This window comes from Geodermatophilus normandii (genome assembly GCF_003182485.1).
GTDB lineage: Bacteria > Actinomycetota > Actinomycetes > Mycobacteriales > Geodermatophilaceae > Geodermatophilus > Geodermatophilus normandii.
Map to the genome: position 1 here is coordinate 4,209,148 of NZ_QGTX01000001.1, position 16,994 is coordinate 4,226,141.

Annotated in this window: 17 protein-coding genes, 1 tRNA gene and 1 pseudogene; 5 read left to right on the top strand and 14 right to left on the bottom strand. The window is 69.9% G+C overall.

All coding sequences use genetic code 11. The features are described from left to right. Positions 1-882 precede the first annotated feature (882 nt). The gene (locus JD79_RS22820; protein WP_110006976.1) at positions 883-1,431 is read right to left on the bottom strand and encodes a RusA family crossover junction endodeoxyribonuclease; all 549 of its coding nucleotides are present in this window, start codon (positions 1,429-1,431) and stop codon (positions 883-885) included. A 77-nt stretch (positions 1,432-1,508) separates the two neighbouring features. Between JD79_RS22820 and JD79_RS20310 the strand changes: the two genes are divergently transcribed. The 3 genes from JD79_RS20310 (at position 1,509) to JD79_RS20320 (ending at position 4,417) form a co-directional block, all read left to right on the top strand. After that, the gene (locus JD79_RS20310) at positions 1,509-2,690 is read left to right on the top strand and encodes a hypothetical protein (protein ID WP_110006977.1); all 1,182 of its coding nucleotides are present in this window, start codon (positions 1,509-1,511) and stop codon (positions 2,688-2,690) included. A gap of 222 nt (positions 2,691-2,912) precedes the next feature. Beyond that, positions 2,913-3,647: a hypothetical protein gene (locus JD79_RS20315; RefSeq protein ID WP_110006978.1), complete on the top strand. Its 735-nt coding sequence runs from the start codon at positions 2,913-2,915 to the stop codon at positions 3,645-3,647. Between the two features lie 29 nt (positions 3,648-3,676). Further along, positions 3,677-4,417 carry a hypothetical protein gene (locus JD79_RS20320; protein ID WP_146220501.1) on the top strand — a complete coding sequence of 247 codons (741 nt, stop codon included), beginning with the start codon at positions 3,677-3,679 and terminating at the stop codon, positions 4,415-4,417. A 196-nt stretch (positions 4,418-4,613) separates the two neighbouring features. Here JD79_RS20320 and JD79_RS20325 read toward each other — a convergent pair whose 3' ends face one another. The 13 genes from JD79_RS20325 to JD79_RS20380 form a co-directional block, all read right to left on the bottom strand. Next, positions 4,614-5,063, bottom strand: a complete 450-nt coding sequence (locus tag JD79_RS20325) for a very short patch repair endonuclease (RefSeq protein ID WP_245900260.1) — start codon at positions 5,061-5,063, stop codon at positions 4,614-4,616. Between the two features lie 29 nt (positions 5,064-5,092). After that, positions 5,093-6,328 carry a DNA cytosine methyltransferase gene (locus JD79_RS20330; RefSeq protein ID WP_211308074.1) on the bottom strand — a complete coding sequence of 412 codons (1,236 nt, stop codon included), beginning with the start codon at positions 6,326-6,328 and terminating at the stop codon, positions 5,093-5,095. A gap of 68 nt (positions 6,329-6,396) precedes the next feature. Beyond that, positions 6,397-7,143, bottom strand: a complete 747-nt coding sequence (locus JD79_RS20335; RefSeq protein WP_110006981.1) for a hypothetical protein — start codon at positions 7,141-7,143, stop codon at positions 6,397-6,399. Next, complete coding sequence (locus JD79_RS20340) at positions 7,140-7,961, bottom strand: hypothetical protein (RefSeq protein WP_146220502.1); 822 nt, start codon at positions 7,959-7,961, stop codon at positions 7,140-7,142. Before JD79_RS20340 ends, JD79_RS20335 begins: the two co-directional genes overlap by 4 nt. Positions 7,962-8,253: 292 nt before the next feature. Further along, positions 8,254-8,427, bottom strand: a complete 174-nt coding sequence (locus JD79_RS22825; protein ID WP_170149285.1) for a hypothetical protein — start codon at positions 8,425-8,427, stop codon at positions 8,254-8,256. Between the two features lie 1,377 nt (positions 8,428-9,804). After that, complete coding sequence (locus tag JD79_RS24340; RefSeq protein ID WP_281270334.1) at positions 9,805-9,930, bottom strand: hypothetical protein; 126 nt, start codon at positions 9,928-9,930, stop codon at positions 9,805-9,807. A gap of 32 nt (positions 9,931-9,962) precedes the next feature. Beyond that, positions 9,963-10,502: a hypothetical protein gene (locus tag JD79_RS20350; protein ID WP_110006984.1), complete on the bottom strand. Its 540-nt coding sequence runs from the start codon at positions 10,500-10,502 to the stop codon at positions 9,963-9,965. Between the two features lie 157 nt (positions 10,503-10,659). After that, complete coding sequence (locus tag JD79_RS20355; RefSeq protein ID WP_110006985.1) at positions 10,660-10,932, bottom strand: hypothetical protein; 273 nt, start codon at positions 10,930-10,932, stop codon at positions 10,660-10,662. An 80-nt stretch (positions 10,933-11,012) separates the two neighbouring features. After that, positions 11,013-11,462, bottom strand: coding sequence for a hypothetical protein (locus JD79_RS20360; RefSeq protein WP_110006986.1), 450 nt, complete (start codon positions 11,460-11,462; stop codon positions 11,013-11,015). Then, positions 11,459-12,400 carry a tyrosine-type recombinase/integrase gene (locus tag JD79_RS20365; protein ID WP_110006987.1) on the bottom strand — a complete coding sequence of 314 codons (942 nt, stop codon included), beginning with the start codon at positions 12,398-12,400 and terminating at the stop codon, positions 11,459-11,461. The genes JD79_RS20360 and JD79_RS20365 overlap by 4 nt, the downstream gene beginning before the upstream one ends. Before the next feature lie 117 nt (positions 12,401-12,517). After that, a tRNA-Val gene (locus tag JD79_RS20370) sits at positions 12,518-12,592 on the bottom strand. Positions 12,593-12,632: 40 nt separating this feature from the next. Next, complete coding sequence (locus tag JD79_RS20375; RefSeq protein WP_110006988.1) at positions 12,633-13,094, bottom strand: peroxiredoxin; 462 nt, start codon at positions 13,092-13,094, stop codon at positions 12,633-12,635. A gap of 48 nt (positions 13,095-13,142) precedes the next feature. Continuing rightward, entirely contained in the window at positions 13,143-13,568 is a 426-nt protein-coding gene (locus JD79_RS20380; RefSeq protein WP_110006989.1) for a DUF3052 domain-containing protein, read from the bottom strand. 312 nt (positions 13,569-13,880) lie between these two features. Between JD79_RS20380 and aceE the strand changes: the two genes are divergently transcribed. Then, positions 13,881-16,679 carry a pyruvate dehydrogenase (acetyl-transferring), homodimeric type gene (gene aceE, locus JD79_RS20385; protein ID WP_110006990.1) on the top strand — a complete coding sequence of 933 codons (2,799 nt, stop codon included), beginning with the start codon at positions 13,881-13,883 and terminating at the stop codon, positions 16,677-16,679. Between the two features lie 97 nt (positions 16,680-16,776). Beyond that, positions 16,777-16,959: pseudogene (locus JD79_RS24590) on the top strand (FAD-dependent oxidoreductase); the annotation flags it as partial. Positions 16,960-16,994: the final 35 nt, after the last annotated feature.

A 16,994-nucleotide genomic window follows, 5' to 3' on the forward strand; every position in this document is an offset into this window, starting at 1 on the left:
GCTCATGCGCTCGCTGTCCGACAACGAGCCGGGGATGCGCACTTTGAGCGTGTACCACTGGTCCGGCATCAGCCGGGTCACGTCGTCGATACCCACCGTCAGGTCGCGCCTGTCCCACGCCCTTGAACTGTCGACATACGCGCCCGGCAGATCGGTCGACTCAATGCTGAAGTTCCGAGCCAGTCCTGTCGTTGAAAGTTTCAAAGCAGTCTCGAACTCGAAGGCAACTCGGTCGCGGCACGAGTCGAATGTGAGATCCTCAGCTCGCCATTTAGCCCGGATGGTCATGCGTGTATGAGCCGTTCCTGGATCGCCGGGCCGGATCGTCTCGAAAACGATCGACCCCTCCGACGGCTGCCACCCGACATAGCACTTAGATGGCCCGTTCGACTCGTCGGCCGCAGTGACGAGTGCCCCTGGCTCAGCGCCAGCCATCTCGTGGAACTGCCAGGCCGCGAGTCCACCCCAGACAACTAGCAAGGCCAGAAGGCCGACTAGTACACGCTTGACCAGTCGCACTATAACAACCACCACTCCCCCGTGCCACGGGTGGCCGGATGTTCGGGAGGTGATGGTAGGTGAGTTCCACCACGACGGGTACTGAGTTCAGCGCCCCTGGAAGCGCTAATATAGCCCGTGCCGGAAGAGTCGGTTTGGTTGCGGATTGCGCCGTGGTCGGCGGCGCTGCACCTTCTGCCCCACCTTGGGCCTTCTGCCGACCCGCTGAGTGCCGGCCAGCCCTTCCCATACTTCCGCGTTCATGAAGATGACCATGGCGGTTGGTGCTGACGCGGCGCCGACTTGGTTTAAGGCGAACGCCCACGGGACGTAGCCGGGTCGCCCGGACGCATGGCGACCCGCGAACCCCTGCTCGGTGACGGCCTAGCGGGCGATGTGGACGGTGATCGTCACTCCCGGCTCCTCGCCCTCCGCCACAGTGCGCTTGCTGGCCACCAGGTAGTCCACCCGGTCGTCGGCCGGCTGGGGCGGACCCGCCCAGGGACGGTGCCCGAAGACTCCCTCCATGGCGTCCAGGGTGGCCTTGACGAGGTTGTCCAGGTCCCAAGCCTCGTTGCTGTTGCGGGGCACCGGCGTACGGAACCCGATGCTTACCGCAAAGCGGCCGATGGTCGGCTCGACGTGCTCGGCCTCGATGGCGGCCCGGACCGCCTGCTTCCACGGGGCGGTCGCCGCCGTCGAGCACGAAGAGGGGCGACCCGCAACCTGGACGGCCAAGAGAGGTTCACCGGGCAGTCGGGCCTTCCCTGCAGCCCAACTCGCACGTGGAGCCATGCCCGGCCTTGTCCGGGGAGCACGCCAGCCCGATGTCGGCCCCTGGCGTCGACGGCCGACGCACCCGGCGACCGGCTGACCGCCAGCTGGGTCCTTGCGCTGCCACGGGCTGAGCCAATCGCGGCCAGCCGCTCGCATGTAGCCGTGAGGCAGCGGAGACCGCCGAAGGTGTTGGATGGGCCGCCTCGCCACAGCACCACGGAGGAGAGGGGTCGATGGCCACCACCAACAAGAACCCGACCGACCGCGACCCGGACGCCTCGGTGGAGCTGACCCGCGCCGACCACCAGCGGCAGCGCACACTGGAGGAGATAAGGGCAGCGTCCAAGGACAAGGTTGCCGCCGCACCGCCCATAAGCTGGGAAGTGGCGAACGACGTCTACGGCCTGCTCTACGCCACCCGCGACCGCGACCCGAGCGAACTCGTCGTCTGGCGTTGCCGCCTGTACTGCGGCCACGTCGCCGAGTGGACGGCGCACCGCGACCATCGCGAGCCCAGCAGCCACAGATGCCCTGAGTGCGAGCAGGACATGACCATCGTCGCCGCCAAGCGCCTCGGGCCGCCGCGGGAGGGCTGGCGGCCGCGACCACCTCGACTGCCCGAGAAGGCCCTGCCCGGTCGTGTCCGCCCACAGCGCGAGGTGCTGGCCGAGGTTGAGCAGCACAACGCCAAGGTCCGCCAGCGGATCCGGGAGCACTGGCAGGTCCCGGAGGATCAGCCGACCCCTAACCTGGAGGCGGCATACTGCGCCGCCCCGGAGACGTTGTTCCGGTGGAAGATCGGGCTGGACTGCGGCTGCATCACCGAGACACTCACCCGGGGCGACGACCCGGCCAAGCTGGAGGGCTCGACGCACCGCTGCAGGAAGTCCTCACACGATCACCCCAGCCGACGCCGGATCGTGGAGTGGCGCGACCGAGCCGAGGTCTGTCGCACCGACCTGTACGAGGAGTACTGGCGCGAGGAGTACGGCATCAGCACGCCCGCGTCCCGGCGCCATGAGCACCTGGCCCTCTGGACCATCGTGCTGGAGTGCGGGCACACGGTCGAACAGCACTCGACCGCTGCGGACTTCGACCCGACAGAGGGCCCGTCCTATGCCACCCCCAAGCGCGTCGCCGAGCTCCGCGCGGACAGGGAACTGGCCGGCGACCCGGACTGGCAAACCTGGTTGGAGCAGGGACTGCCGTCCCCACGCCAGGACTGGAACTGCACCGACTGCTGGATGCACCGCAGCGTCGTGGCCTACGACCCGATCGGCTGGCTTATCCCCCGCGAGCGCCCCAGGAAGCGGACGACGGCCCAGTCCAAGCCATCGCGGGCAGAGTTGGAGCGCAGGCTGCGGCACACCGAGGTCGAGGCGGCGCGCCTCCGACGGCAGCTTGAGCTGGAGTGATCCGCGGGCTCATCGCCCTGGCTGCACCACCTGACTGTCGGCCTGAAACCGTCAGGCGGAGGTCATCTCGCCCTCGGCAGGGGCGACGAGGCCCGGCGACGTCGGTCGTGGCGATCAACGCGGGCTCCGGTTGCGCCTGTAATCGACAGCACACTATGGTCCGAATCCTCTGACCGGCGACGCCCCAACGGGGGGCCGACCCGTGAGAGGGATGGAGAGAACATGTCCACGTGGCGCGACAGTGACGACGCCAAGCAGGCTCTCGCCGAGCAGGGCTACTACGACGAGGACCACGAAGCCCTCAACAACACCGCTCTGGCCGGCACCCTGGCGAAGATTTTCATGCGCAAGCCGGTGCGGGCCTCGGACGCCGAGTCGTTCGACCGATTCACCGCGGTGAAGCACCAGGGTCTGTCGAAGAACCAGCTCGTCGACGAGGTGCTGCCCCACTTCCGTGAGGGCATCGAACTCACCGATGAGGAGTTCGAGCTCTGGAAGAAGAATCGCAAGGAGCACCCGGACCTCGACGAGCGACAGCAGACGCTCGCCAGCGTCGGCAACCTCCTGTGGGGCACGATGTGCCGCACCTCCTCCAGCGGCGCTGTGCAGAAGCTGCTCGTGCCCAAGGGGCTGCTGCTCGTCGAGGCCAAACTGGGCCGTGAGGGTGAGCCGGGGCCGCTGAAGGTCGCCACCGACGACCACGAGCTCATCATGGAGTTCTTCGTGCGGCCGCGCGGCGACCAGCTCGTGCGGGTGAGCGGCAGTGTGCGCGCCGACTGTCTCATGGTCGGCATGGCCTTCGACGGCATCAGCGCACGGATGCGGCAGGAGCTCGGCATGAGCGTCACCAGCGCGGTGACGGACCTGATGCAGGTGGCGAGCCCCAACTTCGCGGTGATCACCGGGTCGTCGACCGAGGATTCCAAGGCTCTGACCTCGGGCGCCTCGAAGCGCTGACGGTGGGCTCCCGCGACTGGGAGACCCTGGTGGCCGAGGCGGTCCGCTTGGGTCAGGCGGACCGTCTCGACCGCTGGGCGCTCGGCGACATCTGCCTCGAGGCTGTCCCCCCGGGTAAGGACCGCGCCGGCCGGTCCGAAGCCCAGCGGCGCCTCGCCGCCTTCGCCCACGACATAGGCCACCCGATCAACCTGCTCAAGGACCTGCACCGGACGGCCGTGGCGTGGCCGCCGGACATGCGCATTGAAGGTGTCAGCCACTCAAAGCACTCGAAGTACGCCTCTCACCCGAACCGGGTCGCCCTCGTACTGGGGGAAGGTCTCGACGAGGGACTGTCCGGCCGGATCCTGCGCGACGTGGGCAAGGTGGAGAAGCTGCTCAAGGACCCCGCCGTGCGCGCCGCCGCGATGGACCGCACCAAGAAGCGCACGGCAGCAGTACGACAGCTTGCTCGCGCGCGCGAGGACGAAGCTCTCGCCGAAGCCCGGGAACACGAGCGCGTCCTTGCCGACCATGCCAAGGCCATGGAGATGGCCTCGCGGCTCCCCGGAGCGGGCGAGAGGGCGATGCAGGCCGCGAAGGCCCTGGGCAGGATGTACACCCACCTCATCGAGCTGCAGGACTTCGTCGGCCAGATCCCCGACGGCTACAAGGACCGGTGGGTCGAGCAGCTGGAGCGCATCAGGCGTGGCGCCGAGAAGCTGCGGCAGGAGCTCCGGCCGGAGTCGCGGTCACCTCAACCCCACGACGTCATCGACATAGTCGACTGACCGACGGGCGCAGAGCACCGACGCCTTGGCCGGGAAGAGGCCTCGGGCCCCGGTGTGGTCGACATCCACACCGGGGCCCGAGGTCGTTGCCTCGCTCGACTACTGCTGAGCAAGGGCGTCCGGAAGTCGGAACCCATGGGGGTGTGGGACTTCACCGGCACCAACACCGTAAGACGACTAGGCAAAGCCACAGGTGTCAGGACCCTGGGGTCGGTGACGTCGCTTGGCGCACAGTCAGTTCGATTTGGTCCGCAATAGCCGTCGGTGTCTCGTGCTCCCAGAAGCGCAGGACTTGCCAGCCGGCGTCGAACAGCTGCCGGTTGGTCTCGCGGTCACGCTCGACGTTGCGATCAATCTTGGGCCCCCAGTAGGCCCTGTTGGCCGCCGGCATTTGGAAGTGCTCCGGGCACCGGTGCCAGAAGCAGCCGTCGAGGAACACCGCAATCCGTCGCCGCGGGAACAGCAGGTCCGCTGTCCTGCGCAGTCCCTTTAGAGGTCGGCGGTCGACGTAGTAGCGAAGGCCACGGGCGTGCACCAGCGAGCGGACGGCCAGCTCGAGCCCGGTGTCGCGCCCGCGGTTGGCGACCATCGTGCGGCGTGCGGCCTCCGAAGACGCCCAGGACGCGGTGACAGGCTTGGGGGGCACGACCGGCATCCTTCCCCCACCCGCAGATCTCAGGCCTTCGACAGCGCCTTGGTGACGGCCTTGGCGACGGCCCAGCCCAGTGGCGGGGGGACCGCGTTGCCGATCTGACCGACGGCCTGGTAGACCGCGCTCGGCCAGGTCCAGGTGGGCGGGAAGCCCTGGATGAGTGCGACGTCGGCCACGCTGAGGCGGAAGGCCCCTGTGTCGGTCGGGAACGCGCTGGCCGCCTGGCGAGTCGCCGCGACGCCGTTAGGCCACAGCCCGAGGGCTGCCCAAGACCTGGCGGCGCTGGTCGAATTGCAGATGCTCGTGGTGTGCCGTGGGCCGGTCAGCCCGCTTCGGATCGTTGGTGCCAGGCCGTCAGGGTGCTCTTCGACCTGGGGCAGACCGAGCGCCGCCCGCACACCCATGGTGGCCGGAAGGTCGCTGCCAGGATCGTTCCAGGCGTGGGTCGGCGTGGGGTTGCGGAAGGCGTCATAGGCCTTCTTGGAGCGAAAGCCGACGAAGACGACCCGCTTGCGCACCTGGGGCACGCCGAAGTCCTTGGCCTCGAGCAGGATCCGGTGCACATAGTACCGGGGCCGGGAACGCTCGAGTGGCTCAACGATTACGTCGCGGACGTAGTCGGCGAACTTGGCGCTGGCCAGCGCGGGCACGTTCTCGGCGACGAAGGCAACCGGCTGGATGGCCCGGATGGCGTTGACCGTCGCGGGCCAGCAGTCGCGGGGGTCGAGGTGTCCCTGTTGCCGGCCGGCATTGCTGAATGGCTGGCACGGCGGGCCTCCGTGCATGACATCAACCCTGCCGCGCCAGTCCTTCCACTTCACGCCGTGCACGTCGCCGTCGCCGCCGCCGTGCACCTCCCACTCGGGCCGGTTCCGCGAGAGCGTCTCGGCCGCGTGATCAAGGATCTCGTAGCTGGCGACGTGCTCGAAGCCGGCCCGCTCGAACGACACGTCGAGACCCCCGCCGCCGGAGTACAGGCTGAGCGCCCGCAGACCGTTCGGCTCCTGACGCGGCATCAGGTCACGGGTGTCAAGGGAGGGGATGTTGACCTCGTGCAGCGGGTCCAGCTCTCCCGCCGCTGCCCGCCGAGACTGCTCACGGCTGCGCTGGGCCATGAGCCGGTACCGCTCGCGCTCCCGCGCGGTGAGCTGCCAAGGCTGGTGCAGCGGGTGCGTCGAGGGGATCCGGCTCGGGACGACCGCCTCAGGCAGGAGCTCCAACCCATCGTCTTCCCAGGCCATGGATTCGCTGCTCGACACGGAAACGGATCGTAGGCGGACCCGGTGACAACTTCCGGGACGCGTTGGGTCGCGTCGCCCACCTGACGTCAGCGCCGAGGCGGCTCAGCCTCCAACGCGGCCATGACGGCGCGGTGCAAGTTGAGCGCCCACTGAGGACCGGTGATCTCCTGGCAGCGGCTCATGACGTACAGACGGCTGATCTTGCGGTTGTTGACCGTGCTGCCGCGAGCGAGCAGGTAATGCGCGCGGTCGCGGACCGCCTGCATCGCGACTTCTGGGCTGTACAGGCAGTCGGCAGGCTTAGCCGCCCGACGGACATCGGCGTTGGTGATGTAGCGATTCGGCAAGCCTAGGGCCGACTTGGCGTTCCAGTGGTCCTTCATCAGAGCATGAAGGTCGTCGTAGGTGTAGACGTCCTTGTGTCCCAGGAGCTGATTGAGGATGTCCTTGTCAGCCAGGTCAGGGAGCAGACTGGTGAGCGCCAGATCAGGCGCTAGGTAGGCCTGCTCCTGCCGATTCCACTCGCGCATCATCGCCGGCGAGCCGTACCAGAGCCGCTTCGGGACGTTGTCTCGCGGCGCGAACCAGCCGAAGACGAAATGCATGTTGGCCCAGCGCCGCAGCTGCCCGATGCCGGTGTCGCGGCCAGTGCCGAAGTCACCGTCCACGGCCGCGGACTTGAGCTCGAACAGCAGACGCAGCCGACGGCCATGCCAGTCAATGTCGAGGTGGGCGTCCTCGTCCTGGCGACCACGGTCAGAGCGCTGCTCAAGGTTCAGCACGCTGACCATGGCCCGCTCGCGCAGATCGTCCTGGTTGAAGGGAGTCGTCACGACGCGACCGTTCCAGCAGATCGCCTTCGTTTCGGAACGACACGCCGCTCCGTACGCGTCTCAGCTAGGCCAGCCCCGACCGCTGCACGCAAACTCGCGGCCGGGTTCCGCAGGTCCAGCTCCACACAATTGTCGATGACGTACTTCCAGGGAACATGCCTGTTGTTAGTGGTGACGCCCCGAGCCATGAGGTAGCTGATGCGGTCCCCGATCGCCTCCGCGACCCCGTCTATGTCATAAGTCAACGCTGAGTTGCGCTTCGCCGAGTCTGCATTGCACGCGCGTTCCCGGTAGCGACTCTTGAGGCCCAGCTTCGGCTTGGCCTGCCACTCCGCCTTCATTAGTGCCTTCATCTGCTTGTAGCTATAAGGGGGGCCCTGCTCCCCCTCCTCCTGCTCCATGGCTGCGCGCATGAGGACCTCGACCAGCGCGGGGTTCGCCTTGATGAGATCGGGAACCCGAGCCGCTAGGGCAAGGTCAGGTCCGATGTACTTCAACTCCCTGTCGAGCCACTCGCGCATCATGGTGGGCGACCCGTACCAAAGTCCTCGCGGTTCGGGGTGGCCCGGCTCGAACGCGCCGAAGGCCCAGTGCCTGGTCGACCACTGCGTCAGCCGAGCCGCGCTGGTGTCGCGTCCGGTACTGAAGGCTTCTCCTTGGACGCCCGACTTCAGCTCAAAGAGAAGCGGCTCCTTCACCCCAGCGATGTCGAGATGGCCGTCCTCTTCGCCCCCTCTGCGCAGGTCCTCTCGACGGACGAGGTTCAGCGCCTGGCGCATGGCGCGTTCGTTGTCTTCGAGCTGGTAGGACCGCGGCACGGCAGCACGGTGACAGACGGACGGCGATTCCTCCAGAACCGACACGGACCGCATCACTCCGTGGAGTGGGTCATCCTTCCGGCGCGCGCCTGAGGAGGGGGCGACGCAACGGTCACCTTCAGCCCGTCGCCGCGTTCCATGCAATCGGGGCCTATCAGCTCCGCGATTCAGACGTGGACGTGTTGGGCGATCGCCTCAAGGGCGCGGCCGCGCAGCTCATACCGGGGGCAGCGACCGATGACTTCCTCGGCCGCGGCACAGCAGCGCTCGCCGTCAGCGTCCTCAACCCAGGTCACCCAGCCCTGGTCACCCAGCCCTGGTCGCCGTCGAGGTCTAGAGCAAGCACCACGTTGGCGCCGTCCGTGAGTAGCTGGATTCCGAAGTAGCCGCCGGCGAGTGAGACCACCTTGCCGGCGGTCGCCTCCGCGGCCTGGCCGAGCTCCTGCAGGTAGCTCCCGTACTCCATACGTTCGACCTCCGAGTGGCGCAGACGTCCGCGTCCATCAGCGTTGCGACTCATCGATACTGCATGAGGCGCAGTCAGGTACGCCCGGCGGTCCACAAGCAGCACTCGAGGCCGGCGAATCAGGGACGGTCACCCCGCGTCCTCTGGGCGCCGGCGGTGCTGGTGCTGTGCGCGAAGCTGAGCGAGCCTGCTCATTCCGGCCGGTTCGGCTGCCTTCACGGCCCCTTCCGGTGCCACTGCAGCGATCAAGCGGGTTAGGGCAACGCGCTGCGCGCGAACCTCGGCGGCCAAGCGCCGCAGTTCGAGCGAGTTGGCGTCCTCGGCTAGCTCATTGAGCCGATCGCACATGTCAGCGGTGCGGGCTGCCTCCCTGAGCAGCAACAACCGTGCGGGGTCGAGGGAGTAGCGGGTCGTCATGTCGGTCCAGAGATGGCGACCGGACGATCCCAGGCCAGCAGGGGCTCGAGTTGTCATAGGGGTTCTCCTGTTGTGCGTCGGAACCCGGCGCGATTTTCGGCTGGGGGGAGATCTCCGCTTTCCGACGGGGCGGAAGTCCCTTTCATCGGCACGTCCGTCACGTCCCCCCCTGCCCTTGGTGACACGGCCCGGCAGGTGGAACGTGTCCCACCTGCCGTCGCCGGGCCGCGGTGGTCGGGCTCGGGCAGGGTGTGGCACGGGCACGTGTCGCCTCTCGCTGATCGCGGTGGCCAGGCGCGGACTTGGGTGCATGGGCTCCGCTCCGCTGCGCGTGCCGGTCGCGGTTCTCTGCCGCCGTCCGCGGTGGGACGGGTCGGCCCCGAGCGCGGGCGTCGGCGGGTCGAGCGGATCGGCGGGCGGACCTCGGCCGGCCGCTTCGGTCGGTATCGGTCGGGGGGTCGGGCACGAGGACGAGCAGACGGTCGGCACGCGTCGGCATGACGTCGGCGCGACGGTTGGCGAGCACGGTCGGCGAGGGCTCGGGCCACGGGCGGCACGGTGGACGGCAGCGGATACGCAGCGACGGGCGGCAGGATGGCGACGCGACCGGCTCGGGGTGGGGCTGGCGCCAGGTGGGTCGCTTCGGCGCCCGGTTGCGCGACTCACGGATGACCCGTCGCGCTAAGCCGGCGACACCACTGAGCTGGCCACCGAACGGCGCGTGGCGCTGAGCCCGCAGGACGGCGACGGCTGGCCACCGACGGGTGCGTGCGCGTCGTTGACTGGTCGCAGGTTGTCGACGGTCGAGGCGGCCGTCTTGCGCGAGGGTCGCGCCGGCGATCACCGGGCCGGATCGTTGCTGACCATGCTCCTGGGTCCGGGCCGACCGGCTGGGGAGGGCGGGCGGTGTCGTGAGACAGGCGGCCGGGACATCCGCCCTCTTCGACGTGCGGCGCTGCCTCATTGGGTCAGTTCTCCAGGTCGATGCGGGATCGGCGCATGGGTGTCGAGGGAGTCGGCGAGATCGACGACGACGTCCTCGACTTCGGGCTTGGGCTCACCGGGCAGCGAGAGCCGAAGCAGCACCCGGCAACGCCAGGGACGGGACAAGTGGCAGGTCATGGGGTGGCCTGCCGCTGCCGTTCCCGTTCGGCGATGCGTGCGCGCACCGCTCGCAGCGCGGCAGCCCGCTCGTCGTCCTCACGCGCGTGCGCGTCTTCCGCAAGTGGTCCCGTAAGTGCCTCCTGACCCGAACCCGTCCCGTCCCTTTCGCTTCTCGACTCGCTAGCCGACCGGGTTAGCGGGTGGATTTCCGACAGCTCACGTGGCGAGCCGGTGCCTTTCCGGGGCCGACCGCCCTTCTTGCCGTTCGCGGCGTTTGCCGCCTGCTGGGCGAGCACCTGCTCGCGGGTCCGCTGGTAGCCAGCGTGGTGCCGGATCGCCAGCTCGTCGCCGTCCTCGGTCCACCAGCCGACGGCCACCAGCTCGGGCAGGGCCTCTGGGTGGGTGGCGAACCGGCGCAGGTGATCCCTCGGGATGCGGCAGTCCAGCAGTTTCCGGTTCGACCAACAGAGCCCTTCGACGTGCAGCCGGAACGCGGCGTCGGAGAGGCAGTCGCAGTCGTCGGGAAAGTCGTCCGACAACTTGCTCCACGTCACGGGGTCACCCCCGGGCTGTCGGCTCGGCGCACCACGGCGGCAGCCAAGACAACGTGCCTTACAGGGAACGGGTTACACGGGAGGCAGGCGCTGCCGGGCGACCTGCCTCCCGCATGTTCTGGGCCGGTCCTTCCTGGGGGCGACCCCTTCCAGTTGGTCACGCCCCGCCTCCGGACGCCGGGGTTTGGCGGCGCACCTGAGCCGACTTGAGCGCAAGGCGCTTGAAGTGGGCCTTGCGCAGGTGCTCGGCGCGGCGAGCCCGTTCGGCGGGCGGCAGGACCCCGTCAGGGTCGGCCTCCCGCTCGAACCGGTCGCGGAACGCGCGGCGGGCGTTGGCGGTGCGTGCGGCCGGGTCGGCGGTGTTCGCCCATGAGGAATGGGCGGCGATGGAGGCGATGACGGAACGGTCTTCGGGACGGCGCGCGGGCACGGCAGGACTCCGTAAGGGGAGTCCCGGCGCCGATCTCCGGGGATGCGGGAAGTGCCCGACCGGCCACTAGCGGCGGCGGATCAACGCCGCTGCGGTACCGACAGTACAACGTGGGCGCCGGGCATCGGCCGGTCGCCGGTGAGCTCGGCTGCGGTGACGGTCACCGCGGGGCGGTGGCAGCGGCAGCGCAGCACCCAGGAGTCGCGCAAGGTGATCACCCACATCGGCGGGGACGGACGCCCGTCGTTCCAGGTGGCTCGACTCGTGGGCACGGCCAGGAACCGGCGGCGGAACAGCTGCCGGCCACGGACGAACTTCGACGAGGTGGGGATCCGGTAGAGCCGCAGCAGCGTCTTGCCGCCGTCGCAGCGGACGGTGGACATGAGCAGTCGGGAGCGCACGTCTGGGGGCAGCTCGGCCAGCCAGGTGGCGGCGGTGGTGGCGCTGGTCACCAGCTGGTCGACATCGCGCGCCCACTGCGGTTGGGGCAGGCCGGAGATGCCCAGCCAGCCGGCGACCGGGTCGGTCACAGCCGGTCCCCTAGGGCGAGCCGCCGAGACGCCTCACGGGCCCGCTCGTCGGCGGTGCTGGCGGCGTACCGGCGGAGCATCTGCGCCGAGCGCCAGCCGGCCTTCCGCATCAAGTCCGACTCGCCGCCCCCGGCGTTGAGCCAGTGGTGGGCGTGGGCGTGCCTGAAGAGGTGGGCGTGCACCGGCACGCCAGCCTCGCGCCCGCGGCGCTCGAGCATCTGCCGGACGCCGTCTGCGCTAAGCGGCCCCCGGCCCTTCTCGGCGATCCAGAGCGGCGCGGTGGGCCCGATGTGCGCTCCACCCCAGCGGTCCCGGTCGCGCAGCCGCCGGTAGCGGCTGAGAGCCTGCGCGGTCTTCGCGTCGAAGGGGACGACCCGCACTCGGGAGCCCTTGCCGGTGACGGTGATCGTCTGCTGCTCGAGGTCGACGTCGGCCAGGGCGAGCCCGGCGACCTCGGCGCGGCGGCAGCCAGTGTCGAAGAACAACCGGATCATGGCCGCGTCGCGGCGGTCGACCAGGGCCTTGCCCGCGGCGGTGGCGAGCAGGGCCCTGATCTGGTCCAGGCTGAGCACCGCTACCGGCTGCTCCGGAACCGTGGGCGCGCGCATCCCATCCATCGGGTTGCGGTCGACCTCGTCCTCCTCGCGGAGCCAGCGGTAGAGCTGTTGCAACGCCCGGTACTCGACCGACACGGTGGCGGGCTTGGCGTGGTCGTGCCGGTCGGCGAGGAAGGCGTTCAAGTCCCGGCGGGTGACCTTGGTCGGGTTGTCGGGACCGTCGTGCTCGCGGCACCAGGCAGCCAGCTTGTTGAGCGCGCCGAGATAGAGCCGCGACGTGTTGGCGCTCTTGCCCTGAGCGCGCAGGGCGACCGCCCAGTCATGCCGGTAGCTGTCCCAGGCGGTCGGTCGGGGGGAGAGCGGGGTGACGGTGGCGGCCATCGGAGCCTCCGGTTGCGGTGTCCCTGGTGCCCCGTATGCAGATGTTACGCGGTCGCTGAACGCTGTGCATTGAGCAGTGAGCCCCTGACCCGGAGATATCTCCAGCTCAGGGGCTCATGGTGGGCGCGGCAGGGATCGAACCTGCGACCGCTCGCTTGTAAGGCGAGAGCTCTCCCGCTGAGCTACGCGCCCCGCCCGCCCAGGGTAGGGACCCCGGGCGGCGGTCCGGGGACTACGCCGCGATCTTCGCGACGGCGTCCTTCCAGCCGGACTGCTCGCGCGCGTCACCGGGCTGGTTGACCTCGGCGAACGCGATCTTCCCCTCGGCGTCGACGAGGAAGGTGCCGCGCACGGCCATGCCGGCCTTGTCGTTGAACACCCCGTAGGCCTGGGCGGTCGCGCCGTGCGGCCAGAAGTCGCTCAGCAGCGGGAAGTCGAAGCCCTCCTGCGCCTTGAACGCCTTGAGGCTGAAGACCGGGTCGGTGCTGATGGCGACCACCTCCACGCCGGCGTCGGTGTAGGTGGTCAGCTCGTCACGCAGCTGGCACAGCTCGCCGGTGCAGATGCCGGAGAACGCGAACGGGTAGAAGACGACGAGCACCGGCGTCCCCCGCAGGTCGGCGAGGGAGACGACCTGGCGGTCCTGGTCGGGCAGGCTGAAGTCGGGCGCGACGTCACCGACGGAGAGGCTCATGCGCCGATCGTGCCGCACGGGCCAGGGCGGCCCGTCAGCGGGACGGCGTCAGCGGCGCGTGCGCGCCGTCTTGGGGGTGACAAGCCGGATCCCCGACCAGTCCTTGGCCGCGGAGATGCTGCTGGTCTGGGCGAGCCCCGCGGTGGGGGCCGCCTCGGTGACGTCGCCGGGCTCGACGTGGCCCGGGCGCCCGGACTTGGGCACCAGCAGCCACACGACGCCGTCGTCGGCGAGGGAGGCGATCGCGTCGACGAGCGCGTCGACGAGGTCGCCGTCGTCCTCACGCCACCAGAGGAGGACGACGTCGGCGACCTCGTCGGTGTCCTCGTCGACCATCTCGCTGCCCGAGAGGTCGACGATCGAGTCGCGCAGGTCCTCGTCGGCGTCCTCGTCCCAGCCGAGCTCCTGCACGACCATGCCCGGCTTGATGCCCAGCCGGGCCGCCATGCCGGCGCTGCCCGAGTCGACGCTCATCCCTGCTGTTCCTCCGAGGTGTGGCCGGCCGCCGGCGTCCCACCGGCGGGCACGAGGCGCCTGACGGGCGCGTGGGAGTCGTGGGGGCCGACGGCGGACACGACCGGCGGGGAGTCCACCCGCTGCCTGGTCATGTCACCCCTCTCGTGCCCGGGAGCGCGGTCCCGACGGCGTCGGTACGCGTGGGCAGGAGCGTAGGGCATGCCTGGTCACGCGCAAGCGCTCGTCGACGACGCGCCCGACGGGCCCTTCCCACCGCTGGCCGGGAGGTCTGGCGTGACGCGGGCCATCCCGGCGCGCGACGATGGACCCATGAGCGCTCCGCAGCAGGGTGGCGACCCCACCCGCGACGCCGGCCAGCCCCGCGCGGTCATCACCGACGGACTCCCCAGCCAACTGGTCGACACCGATCCCGACGAGACCCAGGAGTGGGTCGAGTCCCTCGACAGCGTCGTCGAGCACGCAGGCCGCGGGCGGGCCCGCTACCTCATGCTCAAGCTGCTGCAGCGCAGCCGCGAGCAGCAGGTGGGCGTACCGGCCCTCCGCAGCACCGACTACATCAACACGATCCCGCCCGAGCGCGAGCCGTACTTCCCCGGCGACGAGGAGACCGAGCGGCGCATCCGCGCCTACATCCGGTGGAACGCCGCGATCATGGTGCACCGCGCGCAGCGGCCGGGCATCGGCGTCGGCGGGCACATCTCCTCCTACGCCTCCTCCGCCAGCCTCTACGAGGTCGGCTTCAACCACTTCTTCCGCGGCAAGGACCATCCCGGCGGCGGCGACCAGATCTGGTTCCAGGGCCACGCCTCCCCCGGCATCTACGCCCGCGCCTACCTCGAGGGCCGGCTCACCGAGCAGCAGCTCGACGGCTTCCGGCAGGAGGTCAGCCACCCGGGCGGCGGGCTGTCGAGCTACCCGCACCCGCGGCTGATGCCGGACTTCTGGGAGTTCCCCACCGTCTCCATGGGCCTCGGCCCGATGAACGCGATCTACCAGGCGCGGTTCAACCGCTACCTGCACTCCCGCGGCGTCAAGGACACCTCCGACCAGCACGTGTGGGCGTTCCTCGGCGACGGCGAGATGGACGAGCCGGAGTCGCTGGGCCTCATCGGCCTGGCCGCCCGCGAGGAGCTCGACAACCTCACCTTCGTCGTCAACTGCAACCTGCAGCGGCTCGACGGCCCGGTCCGCGGCAACGGCAAGGTCATCCAGGAGCTGGAGTCGTTCTTCCGCGGCGCCGGCTGGAACGTCATCAAGGTGATCTGGGGCCGCGAGTGGGACCCGCTGCTGGCCGCCGACCGCGACGGCGCCCTGGTCAACCTCATGAACCAGACGCCCGACGGCGACTACCAGACCTACAAGGCCGAGGACGGCGCGTTCGTCCGCGAGCACTTCTTCGGCCGTGACCCGCGCACGCGCAAGCTCGTCGAGGGCATGAGCGACAAGGAGGTCTGGGACCTCTCCCGCGGCGGGCACGACTACCGCAAGGTCTACGCGGCGTTCAAGGCGGCCGTGGAGCACAAGGGCCAGCCCACGGTCATCCTCGCCAAGACGATCAAGGGCTGGACGCTGGGCAGCCACTTCGAGGGCCGCAACTCCACCCACCAGATGAAGAAGCTGACCGCCGAGGACCTCGCCGCCTTCCGCGACCGGCTCTACCTGCCCATCCCCGACGAGCAGCTCGACAAGACGCTGCCGCCCTACTACAAGCCCGCGCCGGACTCCGACGAGATGCAGTACATGGTGGAGCGGCGGCGCGCGCTGGGCGGGGCGGTGCCGCGGCGGCGCTCGGAGTTCAAGACGCTCAAGGCGCCCGACGACAAGGCCCTCGACGTCCTGCGCCGCGGCTCCGGCAAGCAGGAGGTGGCGACGACGATGGCGTTCGTCCGCCTGCTCAAGGAGCTGCTCAAGGACAAGGAGCTCGGCCCGCGCTTCGTGCCGATCATCCCGGACGAGGCCCGCACCTTCGGGATGGACAGCCTCTTCCCGTCGCAGAAGATCTACAACCCGGCCGGCCAGCGCTACACCTCGGTCGACCGCGAGCTGATGCTCGCCTACAAGGAGTCCGAGCAGGGCGTGATCCTGCACGAGGGCATCAACGAGGCCGGGTCGACGGCGTCGTTCACCGCGGTCGGCACGTCGTACGCCACGCACGGCGAGCCGATGATCCCGATCTACATCTTCTACTCGATGTTCGGGTTCCAGCGGACCGGCGACTCGTTCTGGGCCGCCGCCGACCAGATGACCCGCGGCTTCGTCCTCGGCGCCACCGCCGGCCGCACGACGCTCAACGGCGAGGGCCTGCAGCACGAGGACGGCCACTCGCTGCTGCTCGCGCAGACCAACCCCGCCGTCGTGTCCTACGACCCGGCCTTCTCCTACGAGGTCGGCCACATCGTCAAGGACGCGCTGGCCCGCATGTACGGCGAGGACCCGGGCGCCCCGCTGGGCGGGTACCGCAGCCCCGACGTCATGTACTACCTGACGGTCTACAACGAGCCGTTCCAGCAGCCGGCCGAGCCCGAGGACCTGGACGTGCAGGGCCTGCTCGCCGGCATGTACCTGTACGCCCCCGGCTCCGGTGAGGGCCACCGGGCGCAGGTGCTGGCGTCGGGCGTCGCGGTGCCGTGGGCGCTGCGGGCGCAGGAGCTGCTGCGCGAGGACTGGGGCGTGTCGGCCGACGTGTGGTCGGTGACGTCCTGGAACGAGCTGCGGCGGCAGGCCGACGAGGTCAGCGAGCACAACTTCCTGCACCCCGAGGAGGACCCGCAGGTGCCCTACGTGACCCGGCGGCTGCAGGACGCCGAGGGTCCGGTCGTGGCGGTGTCGGACTGGATGCGGGCGGTGCCCGACCTCATCGCCCCGTACGTGCCGGGCGGCATGGCGACGCTCGGCACCGACGGGTTCGGCCTGTCCGACACCCGCCCGGCGCTGCGCCGACACTTCCACGTCGACGCCGAGTCGATCGTGGTGCGGACGCTGGGGGCGCTGGCTGACCGCGGGCAGATCGACCGCTCGACGGTCCGCGAGGCCGTGGAGAGGTACCGGATCCGCGACGTGCAGGCCGCCCCGGCCGAGGAGCGGACCGACCCGAGCCCGGCCACCTGACGAAGGACCCCTTGCCCCCCACCACTCGCGAGCTCGCGGCGGGGCCCTGCACGGGGCCGCCGACGACGGCCACTCCGTGGCCGTCGTCGGCGGCGGGGTGGTCGGCCTGACCTGCGCGCTGGAGCTCGCGCGGGCCGGGCACCGGGTCCGGCTGCACACCGCCGACCCGTGGGCGGCGACCACCTCCGCGGTGGCCGCCGCCATCTGGTTCCCGTACCGGGCGGCACCCGTGGACGCCGTCCTCCGGTGGGGCGCCACCTCGCTCGCGGTCCTCACCCGGCTCGCCGCCGACCCGGCGACCGGCGTGCGGCTCCG

Excerpts from the sequence above, each read along its gene's own strand:
- JD79_RS20310 (WP_110006977.1), top strand. The coding sequence starts at position 1,509 with ATGGCCACCACCAACAAGAACCCGACCGACCGCGACCCGGACGCCTCG.
- JD79_RS20315 (WP_110006978.1), top strand. The coding sequence starts at position 2,913 with ATGTCCACGTGGCGCGACAGTGACGACGCCAAGCAGGCTCTCGCCGAG.
- JD79_RS20365 (WP_110006987.1), bottom strand. The coding sequence starts at position 12,400 with ATGGCCGCCACCGTCACCCCGCTCTCCCCCCGACCGACCGCCTGGGAC.
- aceE (WP_110006990.1), top strand. The coding sequence starts at position 13,881 with ATGAGCGCTCCGCAGCAGGGTGGCGACCCCACCCGCGACGCCGGCCAG.
- JD79_RS20380 (WP_110006989.1), bottom strand. The coding sequence starts at position 13,568 with ATGAGCGTCGACTCGGGCAGCGCCGGCATGGCGGCCCGGCTGGGCATC.
- JD79_RS22820 (WP_110006976.1), bottom strand. The coding sequence starts at position 1,431 with ATGCGAGCGGCTGGCCGCGATTGGCTCAGCCCGTGGCAGCGCAAGGAC.
- JD79_RS20375 (WP_110006988.1), bottom strand. The coding sequence starts at position 13,094 with ATGAGCCTCTCCGTCGGTGACGTCGCGCCCGACTTCAGCCTGCCCGAC.
- JD79_RS22825 (WP_170149285.1), bottom strand. The coding sequence starts at position 8,427 with ATGGAGTACGGGAGCTACCTGCAGGAGCTCGGCCAGGCCGCGGAGGCG.